The organism is Curtobacterium sp. VKM Ac-2852 (assembly GCF_013205045.1).
In the GTDB taxonomy this organism is placed as follows: Bacteria; Actinomycetota; Actinomycetes; order Actinomycetales; family Microbacteriaceae; genus Curtobacterium; species Curtobacterium flaccumfaciens.
Window position 1 is genome coordinate 617,107 of sequence record NZ_JABMLI010000002.1, and the last position, 20,255, is coordinate 637,361.

17 protein-coding genes and 1 tRNA gene are annotated in these 20,255 nt (G+C 71.8%); 3 read left to right on the forward strand and 15 right to left on the reverse strand.

Annotated elements, in window-relative coordinates; translation table 11 throughout:
- Positions 1-42: 42 nt before the first annotated feature.
- The 3 genes from HQQ79_RS09390 to HQQ79_RS09400 are packed head-to-tail and all read right to left on the reverse strand — an operon-like array spanning position 43 to position 2,930.
- Positions 43-963 (reverse strand): FKBP-type peptidyl-prolyl cis-trans isomerase, encoded by a 921-nt coding sequence (locus tag HQQ79_RS09390; RefSeq protein ID WP_083404126.1) that lies wholly within the window; start codon positions 961-963, stop codon positions 43-45.
- Between the two features lie 42 nt (positions 964-1,005).
- The gene (locus tag HQQ79_RS09395) at positions 1,006-2,184 is read right to left on the reverse strand and encodes a tRNA (adenine-N1)-methyltransferase (RefSeq protein WP_173033892.1); all 1,179 of its coding nucleotides are present in this window, start codon (positions 2,182-2,184) and stop codon (positions 1,006-1,008) included.
- On the reverse strand, positions 2,181-2,930 hold the full coding sequence (locus HQQ79_RS09400) for an HAD family hydrolase (RefSeq protein WP_367948082.1): 750 nt from the start codon (positions 2,928-2,930) through the stop codon (positions 2,181-2,183). The genes HQQ79_RS09395 and HQQ79_RS09400 overlap by 4 nt, the downstream gene beginning before the upstream one ends.
- A gap of 147 nt (positions 2,931-3,077) precedes the next feature.
- On the opposite strand from HQQ79_RS09400, the gene HQQ79_RS09405 reads away from it, so the two are divergent.
- Positions 3,078-4,001 (forward strand): proteasome assembly chaperone family protein, encoded by a 924-nt coding sequence (locus HQQ79_RS09405; protein ID WP_027465645.1) that lies wholly within the window; start codon positions 3,078-3,080, stop codon positions 3,999-4,001.
- A gap of 660 nt (positions 4,002-4,661) precedes the next feature.
- Here the strand turns inward: HQQ79_RS09405 and mshC are convergent.
- The 3 genes from mshC to HQQ79_RS09420 all read right to left on the reverse strand — a co-directional run bounded on the left by mshC (position 4,662) and on the right by HQQ79_RS09420 (position 8,124).
- Positions 4,662-5,906, reverse strand: a complete 1,245-nt coding sequence (mshC, locus tag HQQ79_RS09410; RefSeq protein WP_027465646.1) for a cysteine--1-D-myo-inosityl 2-amino-2-deoxy-alpha-D-glucopyranoside ligase — start codon at positions 5,904-5,906, stop codon at positions 4,662-4,664.
- Complete coding sequence (locus tag HQQ79_RS09415; protein ID WP_027465647.1) at positions 5,903-6,733, reverse strand: undecaprenyl-diphosphate phosphatase; 831 nt, start codon at positions 6,731-6,733, stop codon at positions 5,903-5,905. Before HQQ79_RS09415 ends, mshC begins: the two co-directional genes overlap by 4 nt.
- A 62-nt stretch (positions 6,734-6,795) precedes the next feature.
- Entirely contained in the window at positions 6,796-8,124 is a 1,329-nt protein-coding gene (locus HQQ79_RS09420) for a M20/M25/M40 family metallo-hydrolase (protein ID WP_173033894.1), read from the reverse strand.
- Between the two features lie 161 nt (positions 8,125-8,285).
- Between HQQ79_RS09420 and HQQ79_RS09425 the strand changes: the two genes are divergently transcribed.
- A tRNA-Leu gene (locus HQQ79_RS09425) sits at positions 8,286-8,371 on the forward strand.
- A 362-nt stretch (positions 8,372-8,733) separates the two neighbouring features.
- On the opposite strand, the gene HQQ79_RS09430 is transcribed toward HQQ79_RS09425, so the two are convergent.
- From HQQ79_RS09430 to HQQ79_RS09460, 7 genes are all read right to left on the reverse strand, one after another.
- Complete coding sequence (locus tag HQQ79_RS09430) at positions 8,734-9,318, reverse strand: hypothetical protein (protein WP_173033896.1); 585 nt, start codon at positions 9,316-9,318, stop codon at positions 8,734-8,736.
- An 11-nt stretch (positions 9,319-9,329) separates the two neighbouring features.
- Positions 9,330-10,469, reverse strand: coding sequence for a zinc-dependent alcohol dehydrogenase (locus tag HQQ79_RS09435; RefSeq protein WP_173033898.1), 1,140 nt, complete (start codon positions 10,467-10,469; stop codon positions 9,330-9,332).
- A gap of 156 nt (positions 10,470-10,625) precedes the next feature.
- Positions 10,626-11,954 carry an NAD(P)/FAD-dependent oxidoreductase gene (locus HQQ79_RS09440; protein WP_027465651.1) on the reverse strand — a complete coding sequence of 443 codons (1,329 nt, stop codon included), beginning with the start codon at positions 11,952-11,954 and terminating at the stop codon, positions 10,626-10,628.
- Between the two features lie 32 nt (positions 11,955-11,986).
- Positions 11,987-12,196: a hypothetical protein gene (locus tag HQQ79_RS09445; RefSeq protein WP_173033900.1), complete on the reverse strand. Its 210-nt coding sequence runs from the start codon at positions 12,194-12,196 to the stop codon at positions 11,987-11,989.
- A gap of 7 nt (positions 12,197-12,203) precedes the next feature.
- Positions 12,204-13,994 (reverse strand): DEAD/DEAH box helicase, encoded by a 1,791-nt coding sequence (locus tag HQQ79_RS09450; RefSeq protein ID WP_027465652.1) that lies wholly within the window; start codon positions 13,992-13,994, stop codon positions 12,204-12,206.
- A gap of 188 nt (positions 13,995-14,182) precedes the next feature.
- The gene (dinB, locus tag HQQ79_RS09455) at positions 14,183-15,427 is read right to left on the reverse strand and encodes a DNA polymerase IV (protein ID WP_027465653.1); all 1,245 of its coding nucleotides are present in this window, start codon (positions 15,425-15,427) and stop codon (positions 14,183-14,185) included.
- 176 nt (positions 15,428-15,603) lie between these two features.
- Positions 15,604-16,767: an acyl-CoA dehydrogenase family protein gene (locus HQQ79_RS09460; protein WP_173033902.1), complete on the reverse strand. Its 1,164-nt coding sequence runs from the start codon at positions 16,765-16,767 to the stop codon at positions 15,604-15,606.
- Positions 16,768-16,790: 23 nt separating this feature from the next.
- On the opposite strand from HQQ79_RS09460, the gene HQQ79_RS09465 reads away from it, so the two are divergent.
- Positions 16,791-17,585, forward strand: coding sequence for an SGNH/GDSL hydrolase family protein (locus tag HQQ79_RS09465; RefSeq protein WP_071244716.1), 795 nt, complete (start codon positions 16,791-16,793; stop codon positions 17,583-17,585).
- A 60-nt stretch (positions 17,586-17,645) separates the two neighbouring features.
- Here the strand turns inward: HQQ79_RS09465 and HQQ79_RS09470 are convergent, their stop codons facing one another.
- Positions 17,646-18,980: a serine hydrolase gene (locus HQQ79_RS09470; protein ID WP_173034341.1), complete on the reverse strand. Its 1,335-nt coding sequence runs from the start codon at positions 18,978-18,980 to the stop codon at positions 17,646-17,648.
- Positions 18,981-19,022: 42 nt separating this feature from the next.
- Positions 19,023-20,255 (reverse strand): D-alanyl-D-alanine carboxypeptidase, encoded by a 1,233-nt coding sequence (locus HQQ79_RS09475; RefSeq protein WP_173033904.1) that lies wholly within the window; start codon positions 20,253-20,255, stop codon positions 19,023-19,025.

Below are 20,255 nucleotides of genomic sequence, written 5' to 3' on the forward strand. Positions count from 1 at the left end.
CGGAGTGCACCCGCGCCGCGGTCCGTGGACGGTCGGACGGGGTCAGTTCGAGATCGCCCCGAGGACGTCGATCACGTACGCGTACGCGGTCCCCTGCTGGTTGACGATGGCCAGGACCTGGTCGCCGACGTGGTGCCCGACGATCGCGGTCCGGACGCCCTCGTCGACCTGGCCCTTGGTGAGCGGGATGGCCTGCGCGCCGGAACCGTCGGTCCAGCTCGAGCCGGCGACGGACGGGTCGGCACCCCAGGTGACGGCGGTGTACTTGATGACCGCGGTGTCCTTCGCGGTGAGCTCGCGACCGTCGCCCTTGCGGAGCAGGTGCGTCTCGTTCGACTTCGGGGCGCTCCACGACGGGATCGTGATGCCGGGGGCGCCGGACGGTGCGAGCACCACGGCCGGCATCTTGTCGCCGGCGAGCTGCGGGGTGCCGGTGGCGCGGGCGTCGAACGCACGCTTGACGTCGATGACGGCGATCACGGCGTCCTCGGTCTTCTTCGACGAGGAGCTGGCACCGGTGCCGCCGGTGCTGCTCAGGGCACTCTTCGGCAGGGCCACCGCCAGGCGGTCGCCGACACGGGCGCACTGCAGCGAGGCGCCGAGGGCCCCGTAGTTGCTCGCACCGGCGGTGATCGGTGCCGTCTGGCCGGAGTAGCCGCTCGTCTGGGCGACCTCGCCGGTGGAGCCGTCGACCAGGGTGTACTCGACCAGGACGGGGGTGCCGTCGTCGATCGTGCGACCGGAGCCCTGCTTCAGCACGGACACCTGGGTGCCCTTGGTGGTCAGACCCTTCGGCACGTTCACCTTCGGCTCCGAGCCGAACTTGCCGGTGGCGGTCACCGCTTCGGACGCGGCGCCGGGAGCGGCACAGCTCGAGGGCGTGGTGCCGGCACCGTTCGAGGCGCAGGCGGTGAGGGACACCGCGAGACCGATGGTGACCAGGAGTGCGGGGATGGTGCGCACGGACCCTCTTTCCGTTCGATGCAGGACGGGCACGCCGTCAGCCTACCGTTCGTCCTCGACGGCCCCGGACGGAGCCGCACCGGCACCGGACGGAGCCGCACCGGCACCGGACGGCGCCGCAGCACCCTCCGCCACCGACGACGCCTCGGCCGCCGCGACCTTGCGCGCCTGCGCCGCCGACTGCCGAGCCACCTTCCGGAGCTTCTTGTCGCTCGTCGCCCGCTCGCCCACGGCGCCCGGGGTCCAGGCCTCGATGTCCTCGTCCGAGAACTCCGCCTTGCCCGCGCGGCGCTTCAGGTTCGGCAGCACCGTCCCGTCCGCCAGGCGTCGTGCCGTGATGAGGAACCCGGTGTGCCCGACCATGCGGTGGTCCGGGCGGACGGCGAGGCCCTCGACGTGCCAGGTGCGCACCAGGGTCTCGCTCGGCATCGGGTCGGTGAAACGTCCGGTGTCACGCAGGGCCTCGGCCGTGCGGGACAGCTGCGTGACGGTCGCGACGTAGCAGACGATGAGCCCGCCGGGCACGAGGGCGTCGGCCGCGGCGTCCACGCACTCCCACGGCGCGAGCATGTCGAGCACGACGCGGTCGACGCTCTGCGGCTCGGTCGCGTCGGGCAGCGACTCGACCAGGTCACCGACGGTGACGGACCAGTTGTCCGGGACGGCGCCGAGGAAGGTGCCGACGTTGCCCTTGGCGATCGCGGCGAACTCCTCGCGGCGCTCGAACGACTGCAGCTGCCCGGTCGGGCCGATCGCGCGGAGCAGGAACAGCGACAGCGCCCCCGAGCCGACGCCGGCCTCGACCACGCGGGCCCCGGGGAAGACGTCCGCGAATGCCACGATCTGCGCCGCGTCCTTCGGGTAGACGATCGCGGCGCCACGCGGCATCGACATCACGTAGTCGTTGAGCAGCGGGCGGAGTGCGAGGTACTCGTCACCGGTGCTCGCCCGGATGACCGAGCCGTCGGGCTGCCCGATGACGTCGTCGTGCCGGAGCACCCCGCGGTGCGTGTGGTACTCGCCCGCGGTCTCGAGCGACAGCGTCGTGAGCTTGCCCTTCGGGCCGGTCAGCTGCACGCGGTCGCCGGCCCGGAACGGGCCGCGAGGCGGCGTGTGCGGTGCGCCGCCCGCGGTGTGCGGGAGCGCTGCGGTCGGGTCCGCGGTCGGACTGGAGGCGCTGCTCGCGTCCGCCTCGTCGCGTGCGTCGTCGGTGTGGCTCATCGGGTGACCCCTTCGGTGTCCGCAGCGTGCGCCGGGTCCGGCACCGCGCCTCCAGCCCGTGCGGCCAGTGCCGGCGTCGTCAACTCGACCAGACGGTCGACGTCGACCCCCGCCAGGGTGGTCAGGTGCACGTCGCCGCCGGCGATCTCGGAGAGCGGGACGATGTGCTCGACGGCGACCGTGACGGCGCCGGACGCGACGGCCGACGCGACGCCGGTGGCGGAGTCCTCGATCGCGACGCACGCGGTGGGCTCGACGCCGAGCTGCGCGGCGGCGGACAGGTACGCGTCCGGGAACGGCTTCGGGCGGTCGACGTCGTCGCCGGCCACGACGACGCAGAAGCCGCGCTCGCCCAGGGCCTCGGCGGCGACGAGTGCCATCTTGCGACGGGACATGGTGACCAGGGCGGTCGGGATGCCGCGGGCGTGGAGCTCCTCGACGAGTTCACGGGCCCCCGGCCGCCACGGCAGTTCACCGGCGCGCAGGTGCTCCATCACGTAGTCGGTCATCCACTGGATGATCTCCTCGACCTCCATGTCGACGCCCTTGGCACGCAGGAGCTCACCGGAGCGCTCGAGACCGCTGCCCACCAGGGACAGGCCGTCCTCGTGGGTCCACTCGGCGCCGTAGCGGTTCGTCAGGTCGACCTGGGACCGCTGCCAGATCGGTTCGGTGTCGATGATCGTGCCGTCCATGTCCCACAGCACGGCTGCGGGCGGGACGAGGGCAGGAGGATGCGCGGTCACGGGCGACGAGTCTACCGGGGCCGTTCCGCTGGGCGCGGACGCGCGCGTGCGCCGACACCCCCTGGGCCTACAGTGGATGCCTGAATCGTGTCCGGCCGGGGGCATCGCTCCCGCCCCGCTCCGCTCCACCACCAGGAGGTCCGCTCCGTGCCACAGCACTCCCCCTTCAGCGACGGTCGCTTGCTCGTCGTCGCCTTCGAGGGCTGGAACGACGCCGGCGAGGCCGCGAGCGGTCTGGCGCGTCGCATCGTCGAGTCGCTCGGGCTCGACGAGCTGCGCGAACTCGACGGTGAGCGGTACGTCGACTACCAGTTCAACCGGCCCACCGTCGGCACCGACGACAACGGCGACCGCGGCGTGCAGTGGCCCCGGATCGTGCTGCACGGCCCCGGTGCCGAGGGGCGTCCGGTCATCGGCGCCACCGGCTCCCCCACCGACCGTGACGTCTTCGTGCTCGTCGGTCCGGAACCGTCGCGCACCTGGCGGGGTTTCTGCTCGGAGATCATCGACCTGGCGGACGTCTACTCGATCGACGCTGTCGTCTTCGTCGGCGCCATGCTCGCCGACGTCCCGCACACCCGACCGATCTCGGTATTCGTGTCGAGCGAGAACGCCGGGGTCCGTGCCGCGTTCGACGTCGACAAGTCCTCGTACGAGGGCCCGACCGGCATCCTCGGGGTCCTCGCCGACGCGATGGACAAGGCCGGGCTGACCACGCTGTCCCTGTGGGCCTCGGTGCCGCATTACGTGCACAACTCGCCCTCGCCGAAGGCCACGCTCTCGCTGCTCGACAAGATCGAGGAGCTCACGGACGTCACGGTGCCGCGCGGGTCGCTGCTCGACGACGCCACCGAGTGGGAAGAGGGCATCGACGCCCTCGCCGCCGACGACGAGGACATGGCGTCCTACATCGGACAGCTCGAGCAGGCGCGCGACACGGTCGACTCCCCCGAGGCCTCGGGCGACGCCATCGCGCAGGAGTTCGAGCAGTACCTCCGTCGCCGTGAGCGCAAGGACGGCAAGGACGGCGGCACCGCCGGTGGCGAGGGGCCGTGGCGGCCCCAGCAGTAGCCATCACCCGCTGACGGCCTCCCGTCCGTGGTGCGTGCGGTCAAGACACCACGCTCACGTCCGGCGAGTGGTCACGAACTGTCGGCTGCGGCCCGCCCGGGCGACAGTTCCTGACCCCTCGGCCGCACGCACGCGACGCGTCGCGACCACTCCGCGGACGGGAGGCACGGGGCAGGACCGCCACGGGCCTCCTGTCCGGCGAACGCGAACGGTCAAGACACACCGATCACGTCCGGCGAGTGGTCACGAACTGTCGGCTGCGGCCCGCCCGAGCGACAGTTCCTGACCCCTCGGCAGCGCGCACGCGACGCGTCGCGACCACTCCGCGGACGGGAGGCGCGGGGCAGGACCGCCACGGGCCTCCTGTCCGGCGAACGCGAACGGTCAAGACGCCCCGCTCACGTCCGGCGAGTGGTCACGAACTGTCGGCTGCAGCCCGCCCAGGCGACAGTTCCTGACCCCTCGGCAGCGCGCACGCGACGCGCCGCGGCCACTCGCCGCGCGGTCACGACACACCGGTCACGTCCGGCGAGTGGTCACGAACTGTCGGCTGCGGCCCGCCCGGGCGACAGTTCCTGACCCCTCGGCGGCACGTACCGGACGTGTCGCGACCACTCCGCGGACGGTCACAGCACCGGCGCGACGGCCCGTGCGCCGAGGTCAGGCCAGGCGGATGCCGAGCAGCGCGTCGATCAGGTCGAGGAGCTCCGCCGTGCACGCCGTACCGCCCGCGATCGCGGTGTCGACCGCGGCGACGGCACCGGGGGTGTCGAGGTCGTCGGAGACCCGTGCGCGGATTCGTGCCGCGACGTCCGCTGCGTCGTCGGCGTGCCCGGCGGAGGCTCCCGAGGCCCAGGCGTCCCAGCCGGCGAGCCGGGTCTGGGCGCTCGTCAGCTCGGTGTCAAACCACTCCCAGTCGTCGGAGTACTTGTGCGACAGCAGAGCGAGCCGGATGGCACGGGGGTCGGCGCCGTCGTCGAGCAGCCCGCGCACGGTGACGAGGTTGCCGAGCGACTTCGAGATCTTCGTCCCCTGGTAGGCGATCATCCCGGTGTGCACGAACGCGTTCGCGAGGGGCTGGTGCGCGAGGGCGGCAGCGTGCCCGGCGCTCATCTCGTGGTGCGGGAAGACGAGGTCGCTCCCGCCGCCCTGCACGCTGATCGGCAGCCCGAGGCGGTCACCGGCGATGACGCTGCACTCGATGTGCCAGCCGGGGCGACCGGGGCCGATCTCGGTGTCCCAGGCCGGTTCGCCGTCGCGCGCGGCGCGCCACAGCAGCGGGTCGAGCGGATCCCGCTTGCCCGGACGTTCCGGGTCGCCGCCGCGTTCGGCAGCGAGGGCGAGCATCGTCTCGCGGTCCAGGCCGCTCTCGTCACCGAGGGTCCACGCGTCGGTGGGGCGGTTCACGTCGAAGTACAGGTCGTCGCCCTCGGCGCCGTCGGTCGGGACCTCGTACGCGTAGCCGGACTCCTGCAGGAACGAGACCGCCTCGGCGACGCGCTCGACCTCGTCGGTGACGGCCACGAAGTCGTCCGGCGGCAGGATCCGCAGCGACTCCATGTCGCGGCGGAACAGGTCGACCTGCTCAGCCGCCAGGGCACGCCAGTCGACGCCGTCGCGGGCGGCACGCTCGAGCAGCGGGTCGTCCACGTCGGTGACGTTCTGCGCGTACTCGACGTCGAGCCCCGCGTCTCGCCACGCGCGACCGAGCGTGTCGAACGCCAGGTAGGTCGCCGCGTGGCCGAGGTGCGTGGCGTCGTACGGCGTGATGCCGCAGACGTACAGCGCAGCGCGGTCCTCGTCGCGGGCGGGGTCCACCGGCTTGCCCGTTGCGGTGTCGTGGACGACCGGTCGGGGCGCGGCGCCGGGGACGTCGGGGACGGATGGGGCCTGCCAGGCCCTCACGGCTGGATCACTCCGAGCGACAACAACACGATGAGCACGATACCGAGTGCGATCCGGTAGACGACGAAGGGCATGAAGCTGCGCTTGCTGATGTAGTTCATGAACGCCGCGATCACGACGAACCCGACCACGAACGCGACGACGGTGGCGATGAGCGTGTCGGCGAGTCCGAACGGCGAACCGTGGTCGCCGAGGCTCGTCGCGGCCTCGTAGAACCCGGACAGGAACACCGCCGGGATCGCCAGCAGGAACGCGAAGCGCGCAGCGGCGGGTCGGGTGTACCCGAGGGCGAGCCCCATCGACACGGTCGCACCGGAACGGGACACACCGGGCACCAGGGCGAGCATCTGCGCCAGGCCGATGAGCAGACCACCGCGGAACGTCATCTGCTCGATGCGCCGCTCCTTGCGGCCGACACGGTCGAGCACCCCGAGCACGACACCGAAGACGATGAGGACGATCGCGACGATCCAGAGGGACCGGAACGTGGTCTCGATCGAGTCCTTGAGCAGCAGCCCCGCGACCCCGATCGGGATCGTGCCGAGGATCACCAGCCAGCCGAGGCGGACGTCGGGGTCGCCCTTCGGCACGTCACGCTTGACCACCGATCGGAACCACCGCCCGATGATCCGGGTGATGTCCTTCCAGAAGTAGATGAGCACCGCGGTCTCGGTGCCGAGCTGCGTCACGGCGGTGAAAGCCGCACCGGGGTCCTTCGCGTCGGGCAGGAAGAGCCCCACGATGCGCAGGTGCGCGCTGGAGGACACCGGCAGGAACTCGGTGAGCCCCTGGACGAAGCCGAGGAAGATCGCCTCGAGGATGTGCATCGCACGGGCCTTTCAGGGGGAGGTCGGTCAGAGCACCGCCACGACGGCGACCATGAACAATATCAGTACGTGGCGAGCAGGTCGGCCAGCACCCGCCGACCGAACGCCAGCGAGTCGAGCGGCACCCGCTCGTCCACGCCGTGGAACATCGCGGGGAAGTCGACACCGGCCGGCAGCTGCAGCGGCACGAACCCGTACCCCGCGATGCCGAGCGTCGAGAGCGCCTTGTTGTCGGTGCCGCCGGACAGCAGGTACGGCAGGACCGGTGCGCCCGGGTCGTGCCGGCCGAGGACGTCGCGGACGGCGTCGACCAGCGGACCGCCGAAGTCCTGCTCGAGGCCGATGTCGCGGAACGACATGACCACCTCGACGTCGGGCCCGGCGAGCTCCCGCACCCGCTCGAGCACGGTCTCCTCGTCACCCGGCAGGCAGCGGATGTCGACCAGGGCCTCGGCGCTGTCCGGGATCACGTTGTGCTTGTAGCCGGCGGTCAGCACCGTCGGGTTCGACGTGGTGTGCAGCGCGGCGTGGATGAACCGCGACGCCGAGCCGGTGGCCAGGGCGACCTCGTCCGGGCCGGTGACCGTCGGGTCGACCCCGAGGAACCGCGCCACCTCGGCGACCATCGCGTCCGTCGTGGCCGAGAGCCGGACGGGCCACTCCTCGCTGCCGATCCGGGCGACCGCCGCCGCGAGCTTCGTGACGGCGTTGTCGCGGATCACGTGCGAGCCGTGGGCGGCGGTGCCGCGCGCGATCAGCTTCACCCACATGAGCGCCTTCTCGCCGGTCTGCAGCAGGTAGGCGCGACGGTCACCGAGCGTGATCGAGTACCCGCCGACCTCGCTGATCGCCGCCGACGCCCCCGCGAAGACCTCGGGGTGCTGGTCGACCACGTGGTGGGACCCCAGGACTCCCCCGGCCTCTTCGTCGGCGAAGTACGCGATCACCAGGTCACGCTCGGGCGCACCGTGCTGTTCGATGACGTCGGCCAGCGACGTGAGCATCATCGCGTCCATGTTCTTCATGTCGACGGCGCCCCGACCCCACAGCGATCCGTCCTTCACGACACCGCCGAACGGGTCGACCGACCAGTTCGCCGGGTCGGCCGGCACGACGTCGAGGTGCCCGTGCACCACGAGCGCCGGCTTGTCCCGGTTCCGGCCGGGCACCCGCGCCACGACGCTCACCCGGTCCGGCTCGGACTCGAACAACTGCGGCTCGAGCCCCAGCGCGCGGAGCTTGTCCTCGACGTAGTGGGCTGCTTCGGTCTCCCCACGGGACTTCCCCTCGCCCCAGTTCGTCGTGTCGATGCGGATGAGGTCGCGGGCGATCGCCGCGGTGGCCTCGAGCTCGGGCACGGACTGCGGCTCGGAGGGCTCCGGGTTCGTCATGGCTCCACGGTATCGGTCGGCACCGACCCCGACGCCGAAGCCCGACACGCAGGACTCGCCCGGGATGCGCGACCGTGTTCATCGCGCGTTCAGACCCGTGCTAGTGTCTTCTCTCGGCAGGAACGCCGGGTTCAACCCGGGAAACAGACACCAGACACCCTGTCCGGGTGGCGGAATTGGTAGACGCGCTAGCTTGAGGTGCTAGTGCCCGTATTAGGGCGTAGGGGTTCAAGTCCCCTCTCGGACACAGGAAATGCATGCCCCCTGACCTTTCGGTCGGGGGGCATTTTCTGTTGTGTCTTCCCGGCGAGTGCCGCCATCGCTGCGCTCAGGGCGTCACCGCCTCTGAGGCGCCACTTCGCTGCGCTCAGGGCGACCACGTGCCACTTCGCTGCGCTCAGGGCGATCAGGACCGGGGCAGGTGGGGGCGGTGGACGCGGGACGTGCGGACTGGAGGCGCGGGGCGGGGCCGCAACGCGCCTCCAGCCCGGAACGTGCGCACGTCACGGGCCGGTGCGACGTTGCGCACTCCGTGTGACGGAACAAGGTCGCACCGAGTGGGCAACGCCGCACCATGGTGCAAGCCCGGCGGCCCGGCGGCGCGCACGGTCAGTGCGAGCGGCGCACCCGCCGCACCACCAGCACCACGGCACCGAGCGCCGCGAGCCATCCCCAGTTCGCGACCACCGGGTCGAGCACCTGGTGCCGCCAGTCCGACCGACTCGACCCCAGGCGCGACGCAACGGGGTGGTGCCCACGCTCCGCCGCGACGCCGGTCTCGCTGATCATCCGGTCCGGCCGACCCCGGAGCGCATCGGTCACCCGGTGCGTCGCGACGTCCAGGCGGTCCCCGACGACGAGCAGCATCCAGTGCGCCAGCCGGCCCTCGCTGAACCTCGCGTACGCCAGGCGCCGCACCGCTCCCGGCACCCCTCGGAGCGGCTGCGCGGTGCCGAACACCGGCGTCACGTGGGCGTGCTCGATCGAGCGCTCCCGGCCGTGCGCACCGTCCTGCTGCGGCGGGAGGTCCCAGTGGGCTCCGGTGGCCGAACCGGCCTCGCGGGAGAGCTTCGGCACGGACGGCCGGTCCGCCGGGTCGAGGTCGCTCCCCCACCCCGGGATGCGGGCGCGGAGCGCCTCGGCGGACGGCACCCGTCGGGGTGGATCGGCGATGTACGGGATGTGGTCGGACATGTCGGGCCTCCTCACGGCACGACGACGGTCTTGATGCAACCGTCGAGCTTGGACGAGAACAGGTGGTAGCCCTCGGCGATGTGTTCGAGGGGGATGCGGTGCGTGATGATGTCGCTCGGCTTGAAGTGCCCGGCCTGGATGTGCTCGAGCAACCGCGGCCACTGGCGCTTCACGTGCGCCTGGTTCGTGTGGATCGTGACGCCCTTGTTCATCGCGTCACCGAACTTCACCGCGCTCGGGATCGGCCCGTACGCACCGACCGCCGAGACCGTGCCGCCCTTGCGGACGCCGTCGATCGCCCAGTTGAGCGCCGTCGGGGAACCGCCCTGCAGCTTGAGCTTCGAGGCGGTGACCTGCTGGGTGAAGTTGCCGTCCGCCTCGGCTCCGACGGCGTCGATCACGCTGTCCGCCCCCAGGAAGTCGGTCTGCTTCTTCATCTCGAGCACGACGTCGTCGACCTCGGCGAAGTTGATCGTCTCGGCGTGCGCGAAGCTCCGGGCCTTCTCGAGCCGGTACTCGAGCTGGTCGACGACGATCACCCGGCCGGCTCCCATGAACCACGCCGACCTGGCGGCGTAGAGCCCGACCGGCCCGGCACCGAGCACCACGACGGTGTCGCCCTCTCGGATCGACGCCAGCTGCGCCCCGAAGTACCCGGTGCTCAGTGCGTCCGTCATCATCAGGGCGTCGTCGTCGTCGAGCCAGTCCGGGATCACCTGCGGTCCGACGTCGGCGAACGGCACCCGCACGCGCTCCGCCTGCCCGCCGTCGTACCCGCCGGTGGTGTGCGAGTACCCGTAGATCCCGCCGACCGCGGTCGCGTTCGGGTTCACGTTGTGGCAGTTCGCGAAGAGTCCGCGGGCACAGAACCAGCACGTCCCGCAGAAGATGTTGAACGGGACCATCACGCGGTCCCCGACCGACAGGGTCTCGACGGACGAGCCGACCTGCTCGACGACCCCGATGAACTCGTGGCCGAACGTGTGCCCGACGCGGGTGTCGGGCATCATGCCGTGGTACAGGTGCAGGTCCGACCCGCAGATCGCGGCCCGCTCCACCCGGACGATCGCGTCGTTCGGGTGCTCGATCCGGGGGTCCGGTTTCTCCTCGACGCGGACCCGGTAGGGGCCGCGGTACGTCATGGCGCGCATGGACGCTCCTCTCGTTCGTCGCGTCCACGCTGGCGCGCGCCACGTTGGAACGGACGCAGGACCGCAGATGGCGGACAGGCGGTGGACGTCCGCACAGACGGACGGGAGGCGCGGTGCCAGCTGGCACCGCGCCTCCCGTCCGATCTGTGGGTGGGTCTAGCTCTTCGACGCCTCGACGAAGTTGCGTCGCGGATCGGTTTCCTTGATGAGCGAGGTCGCGTCGCGACCCGACACGGCACCGGTGATCCAGCCGATGATGATGCGGGCCTTCCGGTTCAGGGTCGGCATCGCGTACACGTGGTACGCGCGGTGCGCGAGCCACGCGAGCAGGTTGGTCATCTTGATGCCCTTGATGTTCGCGGCACCCTTGCCGACACCGTACGACGCGACGGTGCCGATGGAGGGGTGGCGGTACTCCTCGAGCGGCTTGCCGGTGATGGTCGCGACGATGTTGTCGGCGGCGACCACGGCCTGACGCACGGCGTTCTGCGCGTTCGGCGGGTAGAACGCCGGCTGCTTGTCGGCGGTCAGGTCGGGCACCTGCGCGACGTCACCGAGACCCCAGACGCCCTCGACGACCTGGTGGGTGTCCTCGGCCTCGACCTGGAGCTTCGCGTTCGCGGCGAGGTGGCCCTTCGGCCCGCGCGGCAGGTCGGAGGCGTCGAGGAGCGGGTTCGGCTTGACGCCCGCGGTCCAGACGAGCAGACCGGTGGCGAACTCGTCGCCGTCGGAGAACTTGACGACGCCGCCCTCGGCGCTCGGCATGGTGGTCTTCAGGCGGACGTCGATGCCCCGGGCACGGAGCGACTCGAGCGTCCACTTGGACAGCTCGGGGCCGACCTCGGGCGCGACGCGGTCGAGGGCGTCGATGAGCACCCAGCGGGGCTGCTCACCGGCGAGCGACGGGTAGGTCTTGATGGCGGCCTGCGACACGTCGAACAGCTCACCGATCGCCTCGACGCCGGTGTAGCCACCGCCGACGAAGACGCTGGTCAGCAGACGGCGACGCTCGTCCTCGTCGCGGGTGGCGGCGGCCTTCGCGATGTTGTCGAGGAGCTTGGCGCGCACGTAGGCGGCCTCTTCGACGCTCTTGAAGCCGACGCCGTACTCCTCGAGCCCGGGGGTCGGGAAGGTGCGGGTGACGGAACCGAGGGCGACGACGAGGTGGTCGTAGCCGAGGGTGCGGTCGTCGCCGCCGGCGGTCGCGATCGAGACGGTCTTGTCCGCCGAGGAGATCGCGGTGACCTTGCCCTGGATCACCCGGGTCTTGCGCAGTGCACGGCGCAGCTCGACGGTGACGTCCTTCGGCGCGATGTGGCCACCGGCGACCTCGGGCAGGAACGGCAGGTACGTGTAGTAGGTGTTCTGGTCCACGAGCGTGATGCGCATGGGCACCGTGGCCGCGTGCTTCTGGAGCTGCTTGACCGTGGTGTAGCCAGCGGAGCCGCCGCCGAGGACGAGGACGTGAGGGATCGAGTCTGCCATTCCTCCGGTCTACCGGACTTTGGCTTGGCGCGTCATGAGTTCCGCGGCCTGTCGCGGAGCCGCCACCACGCGGTCTCGGCCAGTTCGGGCCCCGTGTACACCCCGTGCGGGGTGCGGCGGGACTCGGTCAGCGAGAAGCGGCGCAGTCGGTAGCCGCCGCCGAAGCGGTCGATGATCGCCTCGGGTGACGCCTCGGGGTCGCGCTTGACGTACCAGGTGCGGTCGTCGACCGGCTCGATCACGCCGCGGTCACCGTCGCCCGCCGATGCGGGAGCGCAGGATGTCGATGCGCTTCTGGATCTGCTCGATGCTCGCCTGCGCCACGGCCGGGCCACCGCTGATCCGCCGGAGTTCGGCGTGGATCGCACCGTGCGGTTCGTTCGAGTGCCGGGACCAGATCGACACGAGCCGGGCGAGCTCGGTGCGCTGCTCCTTGATCGTCATGTACATCGGGCGGTCGGGCTCGGGCGCCTTCGGCATGCCGTCCTTGGCCGTGCGGCCCTTGGAGCGCTTGGCCTGGGTGGCCTGCCGGGCGCGCAGGAGGTCGCGCACCTGGTCGGGTTCGAGCAGCCCGGGGATGCCGATGAAGTCGAGCTCCTCGAGGGAACCGACCTCGCCGCCGGTGCCGAACTCACCGCCGTCGTAGAGGACGCGGTCGAACGACGCCTGCGAGTCGAGCGCCTCGAACGGCTGGACCTCGAGCAGGCTCTCGGACGCGCGGTCTTCCTTGTTGGCCTCGGCGACCATCGCGTCTTCGGGGTTGTACATGCCGTCGTCGGCGTCCTTCGGGCGGTCGAGGGCGTGGTCGCGCTCGAGCTCGAGGGTGGCGGCGAGGGCCATCAGGCCGGGGACGCTCGGCAGGAAGACACTCGCGGTCTCCCCGCGGCGACGGGCACGAACGAAGCGTCCGATCACCTGGGCGAAGAACAGCGGCGTGCTCGCGCTCGTGGCGTACACGCCGACGCAGAGCCGTGGGACGTCGACGCCCTCGGAGACCATGCGGACGGCCACCATCCAGCGCGAGGTGTCCTCGGCGAACGCGCTGATGCGGCTCGACCCGGCGGCTTCGTCGGACAGCACCACGGTGGGACGCTCCCCCGTGATCTGCTGCAGGATCCGGGCGTAGGCGCGCGCCGTGGTGGTGTCGGTGGCGATGACCAGACCGCCGGCGTCGGGCACACCGCGACGGACCTCGGTCAGGCGCTTGTCGGCGGCGGAGAGCACGGCCGGCATCCACTCGCCCTCGGGTGACAGTGCGGTGCGCCAGGCCTGGGCCGTGATGTCCTTCGTGACCTGTTCGCCCAGGGACGCCGACATCTCGTCGCCCATCCGGGTCTTCCAGCGCATCTGTCCGGCGTAGGCCATGAACAGCACGGGGCGGACGACGCCGTCCTTCAGGGCTCGGCCGTAGCCGTAGTTGTAGTCGGAGATCGAGGTGCGGATGCCCTGCTCGTCGGGGGCGTACTGCACGAACGGGATCGGTGCGGTGTCGGACCGGAACGGGGTCCCCGACAGCGAGAGTCGGCGGGTCGCGCCGGAGAACGCCTCTCTGATGCCGTCGCCCCACGTCAGGGCGTCGCCACCGTGGTGGACCTCGTCGAGGACGACCAGGGTGCGGCCGCCCTCGGTGATGCGCTTGTGCACCTCGGGGTTCATGCCGACCTGGGCGTAGGTGATCGCGACGCCCTGGTAGTGCCGGCCGAACATGCCGTCGCCGTTCTTGAACATCGGGTCGATCCGGATCCCGACACGGTCGGCGGAGTCGGCCCACTGGCGCTTCAGGTGCTCGGTCGGGGCCACGACGACGATGCGGTCGACGGTGCCGCGGGCGAGGAGCTCGGTCGCCAGCCGCAGCGCGAAGGTGGTCTTGCCGGCGCCGGGGGTCGCGGCCGTGAGGAAGTCGCGGGGTTCCTTCTCGAAGTACTTCGTGAGCGCTTCGATCTGCCAGGCGCGGAGCTTCGACGCCGTGCCCCAGGCGGCCCGGTCCGGGAACGCCGGCGACAGGTGCTGGACGGCCGAGTTGCCGGCCGCTTCGGCCAGGGCTGCGGCGTCGGCTTCGTCACGGGCGGCGTCACCCTGCGCCTGGGTTTGGTACGCCGGGCTGCCGTCGTGCGTCGACGACGATCCGCCTGCGCCGGACTGGTCGTCACCCGACTCCGCCCACAGCGTGGCGGGCTGCTGGTCTTCGTACTCCGCTGCGCTCACTGAACCCGATTCTACCGCCACCGTCAGTCCTGCCGAGCGTGCGGGACGCCGCCGTCAGGGGTCCGGCGGACCAGGGATGCCGGTCGCAGCACGCCGGCGCCGAAGCGTGCGGCGACCGCGTCGACCGTGGTCTCGGTGTCACGCCACGGCGCGTCGTCGTCCCACAGGGCGTTGCTGGCGGCCGCGGGCACGAGGTTCTCGCCGCGCACCCCGATCAGCCGGATCTGGTTGCCCGGTCGGTGCAGCACGTCGTACAGCTCGACGGCTTCGCGGTGCAGGCGCTTCGCGACGTCGGTGGGCTCCGCCAGGGTGCGCGACCGGGTCAGGGTGGTGAAGTCGGTGTAGCGGACCTTGAGTGCCACGGTCCGGGCCTGCACGTCGGCCTGGCGCAGGCGGACGGCGACCTTGTCGGCCAGGCGCAGGAGTTCGCGGGCGACGTCGTCGCGCTCGGTCAGGTCGCGGCCGAACGTGACCTCGTGCCCGATCGACTTCTCGCCGACGCCGGTGTCGACCACGCGGGGGTCCCGACCCCAGGACAGGTCGTGCAGCCGCTGCCCGCCGGCCGGGCCGAGTGCCGACACCAGCGACCCGAGCGGGGTGTTCGCCAGGTCGCCGACCGTGCGGATGCCCCGGCGTTCGAGCGTCTCCTGCGTCTTGCCGCCGACGCCCCAGAGCGCGGACACCGGCTGCGGGTGCAGGAACGCCACGGTGTCGGCAGCGGGGACCACGAGCAGGCCGTCCGGCTTCGACCGGCTGGAGGCGAGCTTCGCGACGAACTTGGTCGACGCCGCGCCGACGGAGCAGTGCAGACCGGTCTCGGCGAGGACCGTGCGGCGGATGGCCTGGCCGATCTGCCACGGGGTGCCGTACAGCCGGAGGGCGCCGGCGACGTCGAGGAACGCCTCGTCGATGCCGAGGCGCTCGACCCGCGGGGTGAACCGGTCGAAGATCGCCATCACCGCGGCGGACTGCGCCCGGTACTTCTCGAAGTGCGGTTCGACGATGACGGCGTTCGGGCAGCGGCGCTTGGCGACGGCCATCGGCATCGCCGAGTTGACGCCGTAGCGACGGGCTTCGTAGGTGGCGGCGGTGACGACGGAGCGGTCGGAGTCGTGCCCGACGATGACCGGCAGGCCCACGAGGTCGGGGCGGTCGAGCAGTTCGACGGAGGCGAAGAAGGCGTCCATGTCGACGTGCAGCACGGTCGCCGAGACGTCGTCCACCGGTGCGTCGGAGACGAGGCGGTTCCGTCCGTCCTGCTTGCTCACACCGAGATGATGCCAGGCACCGCCGACATCGCCGTGCCCGGGCCGATCGCGATCGGACGGTGCGAGGTTCCGGACGTGGTGCGAGGGGGCACGGGTGCCACCACGTGCGGAACCTCGCACCGGAGCGCCCCGGACCGCCCCGGAGCGCAGCGCCTCGCACGGTGCGAGCGCGGCGCTCAGCCGAGCGGGCCGAGCACCGACGCGGCGATCGTCCGCGCCGCGGAGTCCCGCGACGACGGGTGGTACTGCCCCGCCCGGACGTCACGCGCCAGCCGCGCCAGCTCGCTCGACGACCGGAACGCCGAGCCGCCGACGACGCGCATGGCCTCGTCCACGACGTGCTGCGCCGTGTCCACGGCCCGGGCCTTGGTGCCGACGAGCAGCGGGAACCAGCGGGCTCCGAGGTCGTCGAGCTCGTCGACCGACCGCGCCAGCGAGTCGACCTGCAGCGTGATCGCGTCCACCGCACCGCGCAGGTCGGCGATCGCCCGGCGCACGTCGGGGTCCTGCGACCGCCTGGTGCCGTCGGCCGCGGTGCGACCCGCCACGGCGGCCGTCGCGAGGGTGATCGCGCGCTCCGCGACGCCCACGTACACCGACGCGATGAGGAGCTCGAACGACGCGAAGATCCCGAACACGAGCGGGTCCTGGTTCGGCCCGACCGGCAGCGACCGGACGATGCGGTCGGCGGGGACGTGCACGCCGTGCAGTTTCGTGGTGCGGCTCTGCGTCGCGCGCATCCCGAGCGTGTCCCAGTCGTCCAGGTGCTCGACGTCACCGTCGGATCGCAGGACGAACCCGTGCACGAGCCGTGGCTCCGGCCCCGAGGTGTCCTTGCCGAAGACGCTCATGACGTCCCACGCCGGTGCGAGGGACGTGGACACCTTCGTGCCGGTGAACCGGTACCCGCCGTCGCCGTCCGGCTCAGCCGTCGTCGACGAGTCGAACAGCACGGCGTCGTTGCCGGGTTCGCTCACCCCGAAGGCGAGCAGGTGGTCGTCCGCAGCGTGGTCGGTGACGGCCTGGAGGAACGACTCGCCTCGCGCACGCACGGCGCGGGCCGCCTGCACCCACACCTGGTGCATGCCGAGGCCGAGTGCCGTCGCCGGCGCGGCCTGGGCGAGGGCGCGCTGCACCCGCGCGGTGCCACGGAGGCCGAGCCCCGCCCCGCCCTGCTCGACGGGGACACCGATCCGCAGGTAGCCGGCGGCGCGGAGCTCGTCGAGGTCCTCGGTGCAGAACGCGTTCGCGGCGTCGTAGCCGGGGGCACGCTCGGCGATGCGGTCGAGCATCTCGTCCGGCACCGACCAGCCGACGGCGTCCGTGTTGGCCTTCGTCATGCCACGAGACTAGGGTCCGGAACGTGTCAGATCGTCATCCTTGGACCAGGTACGTCGCGATCGGTGACTCGTTCACCGAGGGGATCGGGGATCCCGACCCCACCGTCCCGGGCGGCAACCGCGGCTGGGCGGACCGCGTCGCCGAGGTGCTCGCACACCAGACCGACGACTTCGCCTACGCGAACCTCGCGATCCGCGGGCGGCTGCTGCAGCAGATCATCGACGAGCAGGCCGAGGCCGCCGTCGCCCTGCACCCGGACCTCATCACGGTGTCCGCCGGCGGCAACGACATCATCCGCCCCGGCTCGGACCCGGACGAGCTCGCCGAGCGCGTGGACCGCCTCGTCGCCGACCTGCGCCGCGACGGAGCCACCGTCGTGCTGTTCACCGGCCCGGACGTCGGGATGACCCCGGTGCTCGGCATGGTCCGCGGCAAGACGGCGATCTACAACGAGAACCTGCACGCCATCGCCCTGAAGCACGGCGCCCTGGTGGCGAACATGTGGGCACTCCGGGTGCTCCGGGACCCGCGGATGTGGGCTCCGGACCGCCTGCACCACTCCCCGATGGGCCACTCGACGATCGCCGCGGCGGTGCTCGACACCCTCGGCGTGCCGCACGGGCTCGAACCGTTCAACCCGGACCCGCTCGAGGCTCGGCCGTGGCGCGAGGCCCGTGCCGAGGACCTCGGTTGGGCCCGGGAGTACCTGGTGCCGTGGGTGGTCCGGCGCATCAAGCACACCTCGTCCGGCGACGGGGTGTCGGCGAAGCGACCCGAGCTGCAGATCGTCACCGAGCACCCCTCCGACACCCCGTAGACGCGACGCGACGCGACGCGACGCGGCGCGGGGCCGAGGTGCCGCGGGGCCGCGGAGCCCTCAGTCCGCGGGGCGCCGCAGCGTGAGCGGTCCGTCGTGCAGCGGCTCGGTCTGCCAGCTCGTCGTCGTCGATCCGGTGCCGAGGTCGATCCGGACGTGCGCCAGGTGCGGGGTCTCGACGAACCGCACGTCGAGACGGACCGTCCCGTCGTCCGCGACGGCACCGCTCGCGGCGAGCGGGCCCTCGACGGCCCACTCCCCCTGCCCGACCGGCACCGACAGGGATCCGCCGTCGACGTCGAGCGTGAGCCGCCACCCGTCGCCGTCGCGGGCCAGCGGACCGACGTCGGCGAGGCCCTGCAGCGGACCACCGTCCACGGCGGGCAGTCCCAGGGAGGCGAGCCGGGCCTCCAGGGCGGATGCCGAGCCCGCGTCGGGCGTGCGGTCGACGGCGGGCAGCAGGTGCTCCCAGACCGCGTCGAGGACGGCCTGCATGTCGAGGCTCTGGCCGGTCATCGCGAGCACGACGTCCTGCTCCGGCAGGACGACGCAGAACTGCCCGTAGGCGCCGTCGCCGCGGAAGCCGTGACGGGCCATCCAGAACTGGAAGCCGTAGCCCTGGGACCAGTCGGGGTTGGCCTCGTCCGGGTTGGCGACCTGCGTGCTGGTCGCCTGCTCGACCCAGTCGGCGTCGAGGATCCGCTCGCCGTCCCAGACGCCGCCCTGCAGGTACAGCTGGCCGAGCTTGGCGACCGCGTCGGTCGGGGCGTAGCACCCGCTGTACCCGAGTTCCGCGCCGGTGTCGTCGCGGCGCCAGGCGAGGTCGTCGATGCCGAGCGGGTCGAGCAGGTGCGGGCGGAGCCACGCGACGAGGGAACCGCCGGTCACCCGCCGGACGATCTCGGCGAGGGTGTAGGTGCACGGCTGGTTGTAGGCGAAGACCGTGCCGGGCTCCGCGTCCGGCGGGAGCAGCAGGAACCCGCGCACGGTGTTCGTCGGGTCGAGGGCCTGGGCGCGGTCGATCGTCTCCTCGCGGTGGCCGCTCGCCATCGCGAGCAGGTGCCGGACGCGGATGCGGCGGCTGCGTTCGTCGGTGACGTCGGCGTCGAGCTCCGGGAAGTACGACAGCACGGTCGCGTCGAGGTCGATCAGGCCCGCCCGGACGGCGATGCCGACCCCCGCGGCGGTGAAGCTCTTGCTCAACGAGTAGAGCAGGTGCACGCGGTCGGCGGCGTAGGGGTGCCACCAGCCCTCGGCCGCCACCTGGCCGTGCCGGAGCAGCATGATGCTGTGCGGCTCCACGTCGGGCGTGGACTCGAGGGCGTCGAGCAGGGCGGTCACGCCGCCGGGATCGATGCCGAGGGCGGCGGGGGTGGTCCGGGGGAACGTCGTCATCGTCGTCACCCGACCGACTCTACGGTCGGCGGACGACGGGCGTCACGCCCCCTGGAACGGGTTCGTCCAGCGCCACCAGACGCCGGGGTCGTCGATCGTGCGCTCGAGCGCGAGCGGCACCGTGACCGGGTCGTGGTCGGAGATGCGGAACCGGACCTGCCCGACCCGCTCGCCCTTCGTGCCGAAGGTCACCTGCTGCAGCTTCGCCTTCGCGGTGACGGTGGTCTTGCCCCACACGAGCACCTCGGCGGCCTTCGTCGTGACCGCGTCGGCCTCGTCCTGCCACGGGGTCGAGAAGGTGCCGAAGGTCTGCCCCTGGTGGGTGAGGGTCACCACCTGGAAGTTGTCCGCCACGGACCGCAGCAACCGCTGCACGTCGACGTCGAGGGAGTCGTGGTCGACACCGCCGAGCATCACACCGACGACGGTGACGTTCCTGCCACCGCGTTCGTACGTCGCCGCGAACAGCAGACAGGCGCCGGCCTCGTCGAGGGTGCCGGTCTTGATCCCCTCGATGCCGTCGAGGCCGAGGAGCTTGTTCGAGTTCTCGATCTGCCCCGCACCGGGCACGGTCGCCTGCTTCGTCCCGACGACCTGCTGCACGACCGGGTTCGCGAGCGCGAGCTGACCGAGCGCCACCAGGTCGGTCGCGGTGGACCGGTTGTCCGCGTCGAGGCCGGTCGGCTCCTCGATCGTGGTGTCGTCGAGGCCCTGCCGGTCGAGCCACGCGTCCGCGGCACGGTCGTACGCCTCCAGCGACCCGAACGCCCAGATGGCGAGGGCCCCGGCGTAGTTGTTCGCCGACTTCATCAGCATGACCTGCAGGGTCTGGTACTCGGACAGCTTCAGTCCGGCTGGCATCGGCGCGACCTCGCCGTTTACCGCCGCGTACTTGGCGTACAACCCCTGCATCTCCGGGTTGAACGCGATCGAGGGCCCCGGCTCGCCCCGCTCGAGGGGCTTCGCGTCGAGGACGACGAGAGCGGTGACGATCTTCGAGATGCTCGCGATCGGCCGGGGCTTCGTGTCGCCGCTGGTGCGGAGGCTCTCCGGGAAGTCGGTCGCCTCGACCGCCGTGGCACCGTAGCCGGGGAACCGCAGGTCCGGCACGCTCGTCGTGGGTGCCGAGTAGGTGGTGGTGCTCGCGTTCGCGGGGGCGAACGGCACGACCGCCGCAGCGACGAGGTAGCCGGCGACGAGGAGCAGGACGGCGACCACCGAGATCGTGACCGGCCTCCGGACGGCGGAGCGGGGGCGGCGGACGACTGGTGACAC

Bases quoted from the DNA above. Each gene is read 5' to 3' on its own strand.
- HQQ79_RS09470 (WP_173034341.1), bottom strand. From the start codon at position 18,980: ATGACGACGTTCCCCCGGACCACCCCCGCCGCCCTCGGCATCGATCCC.
- HQQ79_RS09440 (WP_027465651.1), bottom strand. From the start codon at position 11,954: ATGGCAGACTCGATCCCTCACGTCCTCGTCCTCGGCGGCGGCTCCGCT.
- HQQ79_RS09460 (WP_173033902.1), bottom strand. From the start codon at position 16,767: ATGACGAAGGCCAACACGGACGCCGTCGGCTGGTCGGTGCCGGACGAG.
- HQQ79_RS09435 (WP_173033898.1), bottom strand. From the start codon at position 10,469: ATGCGCGCCATGACGTACCGCGGCCCCTACCGGGTCCGCGTCGAGGAG.
- HQQ79_RS09420 (WP_173033894.1), bottom strand. From the start codon at position 8,124: ATGACGAACCCGGAGCCCTCCGAGCCGCAGTCCGTGCCCGAGCTCGAG.
- HQQ79_RS09415 (WP_027465647.1), bottom strand. From the start codon at position 6,733: ATGCACATCCTCGAGGCGATCTTCCTCGGCTTCGTCCAGGGGCTCACC.
- HQQ79_RS09395 (WP_173033892.1), bottom strand. From the start codon at position 2,184: ATGAGCCACACCGACGACGCACGCGACGAGGCGGACGCGAGCAGCGCC.
- HQQ79_RS09430 (WP_173033896.1), bottom strand. From the start codon at position 9,318: ATGTCCGACCACATCCCGTACATCGCCGATCCACCCCGACGGGTGCCG.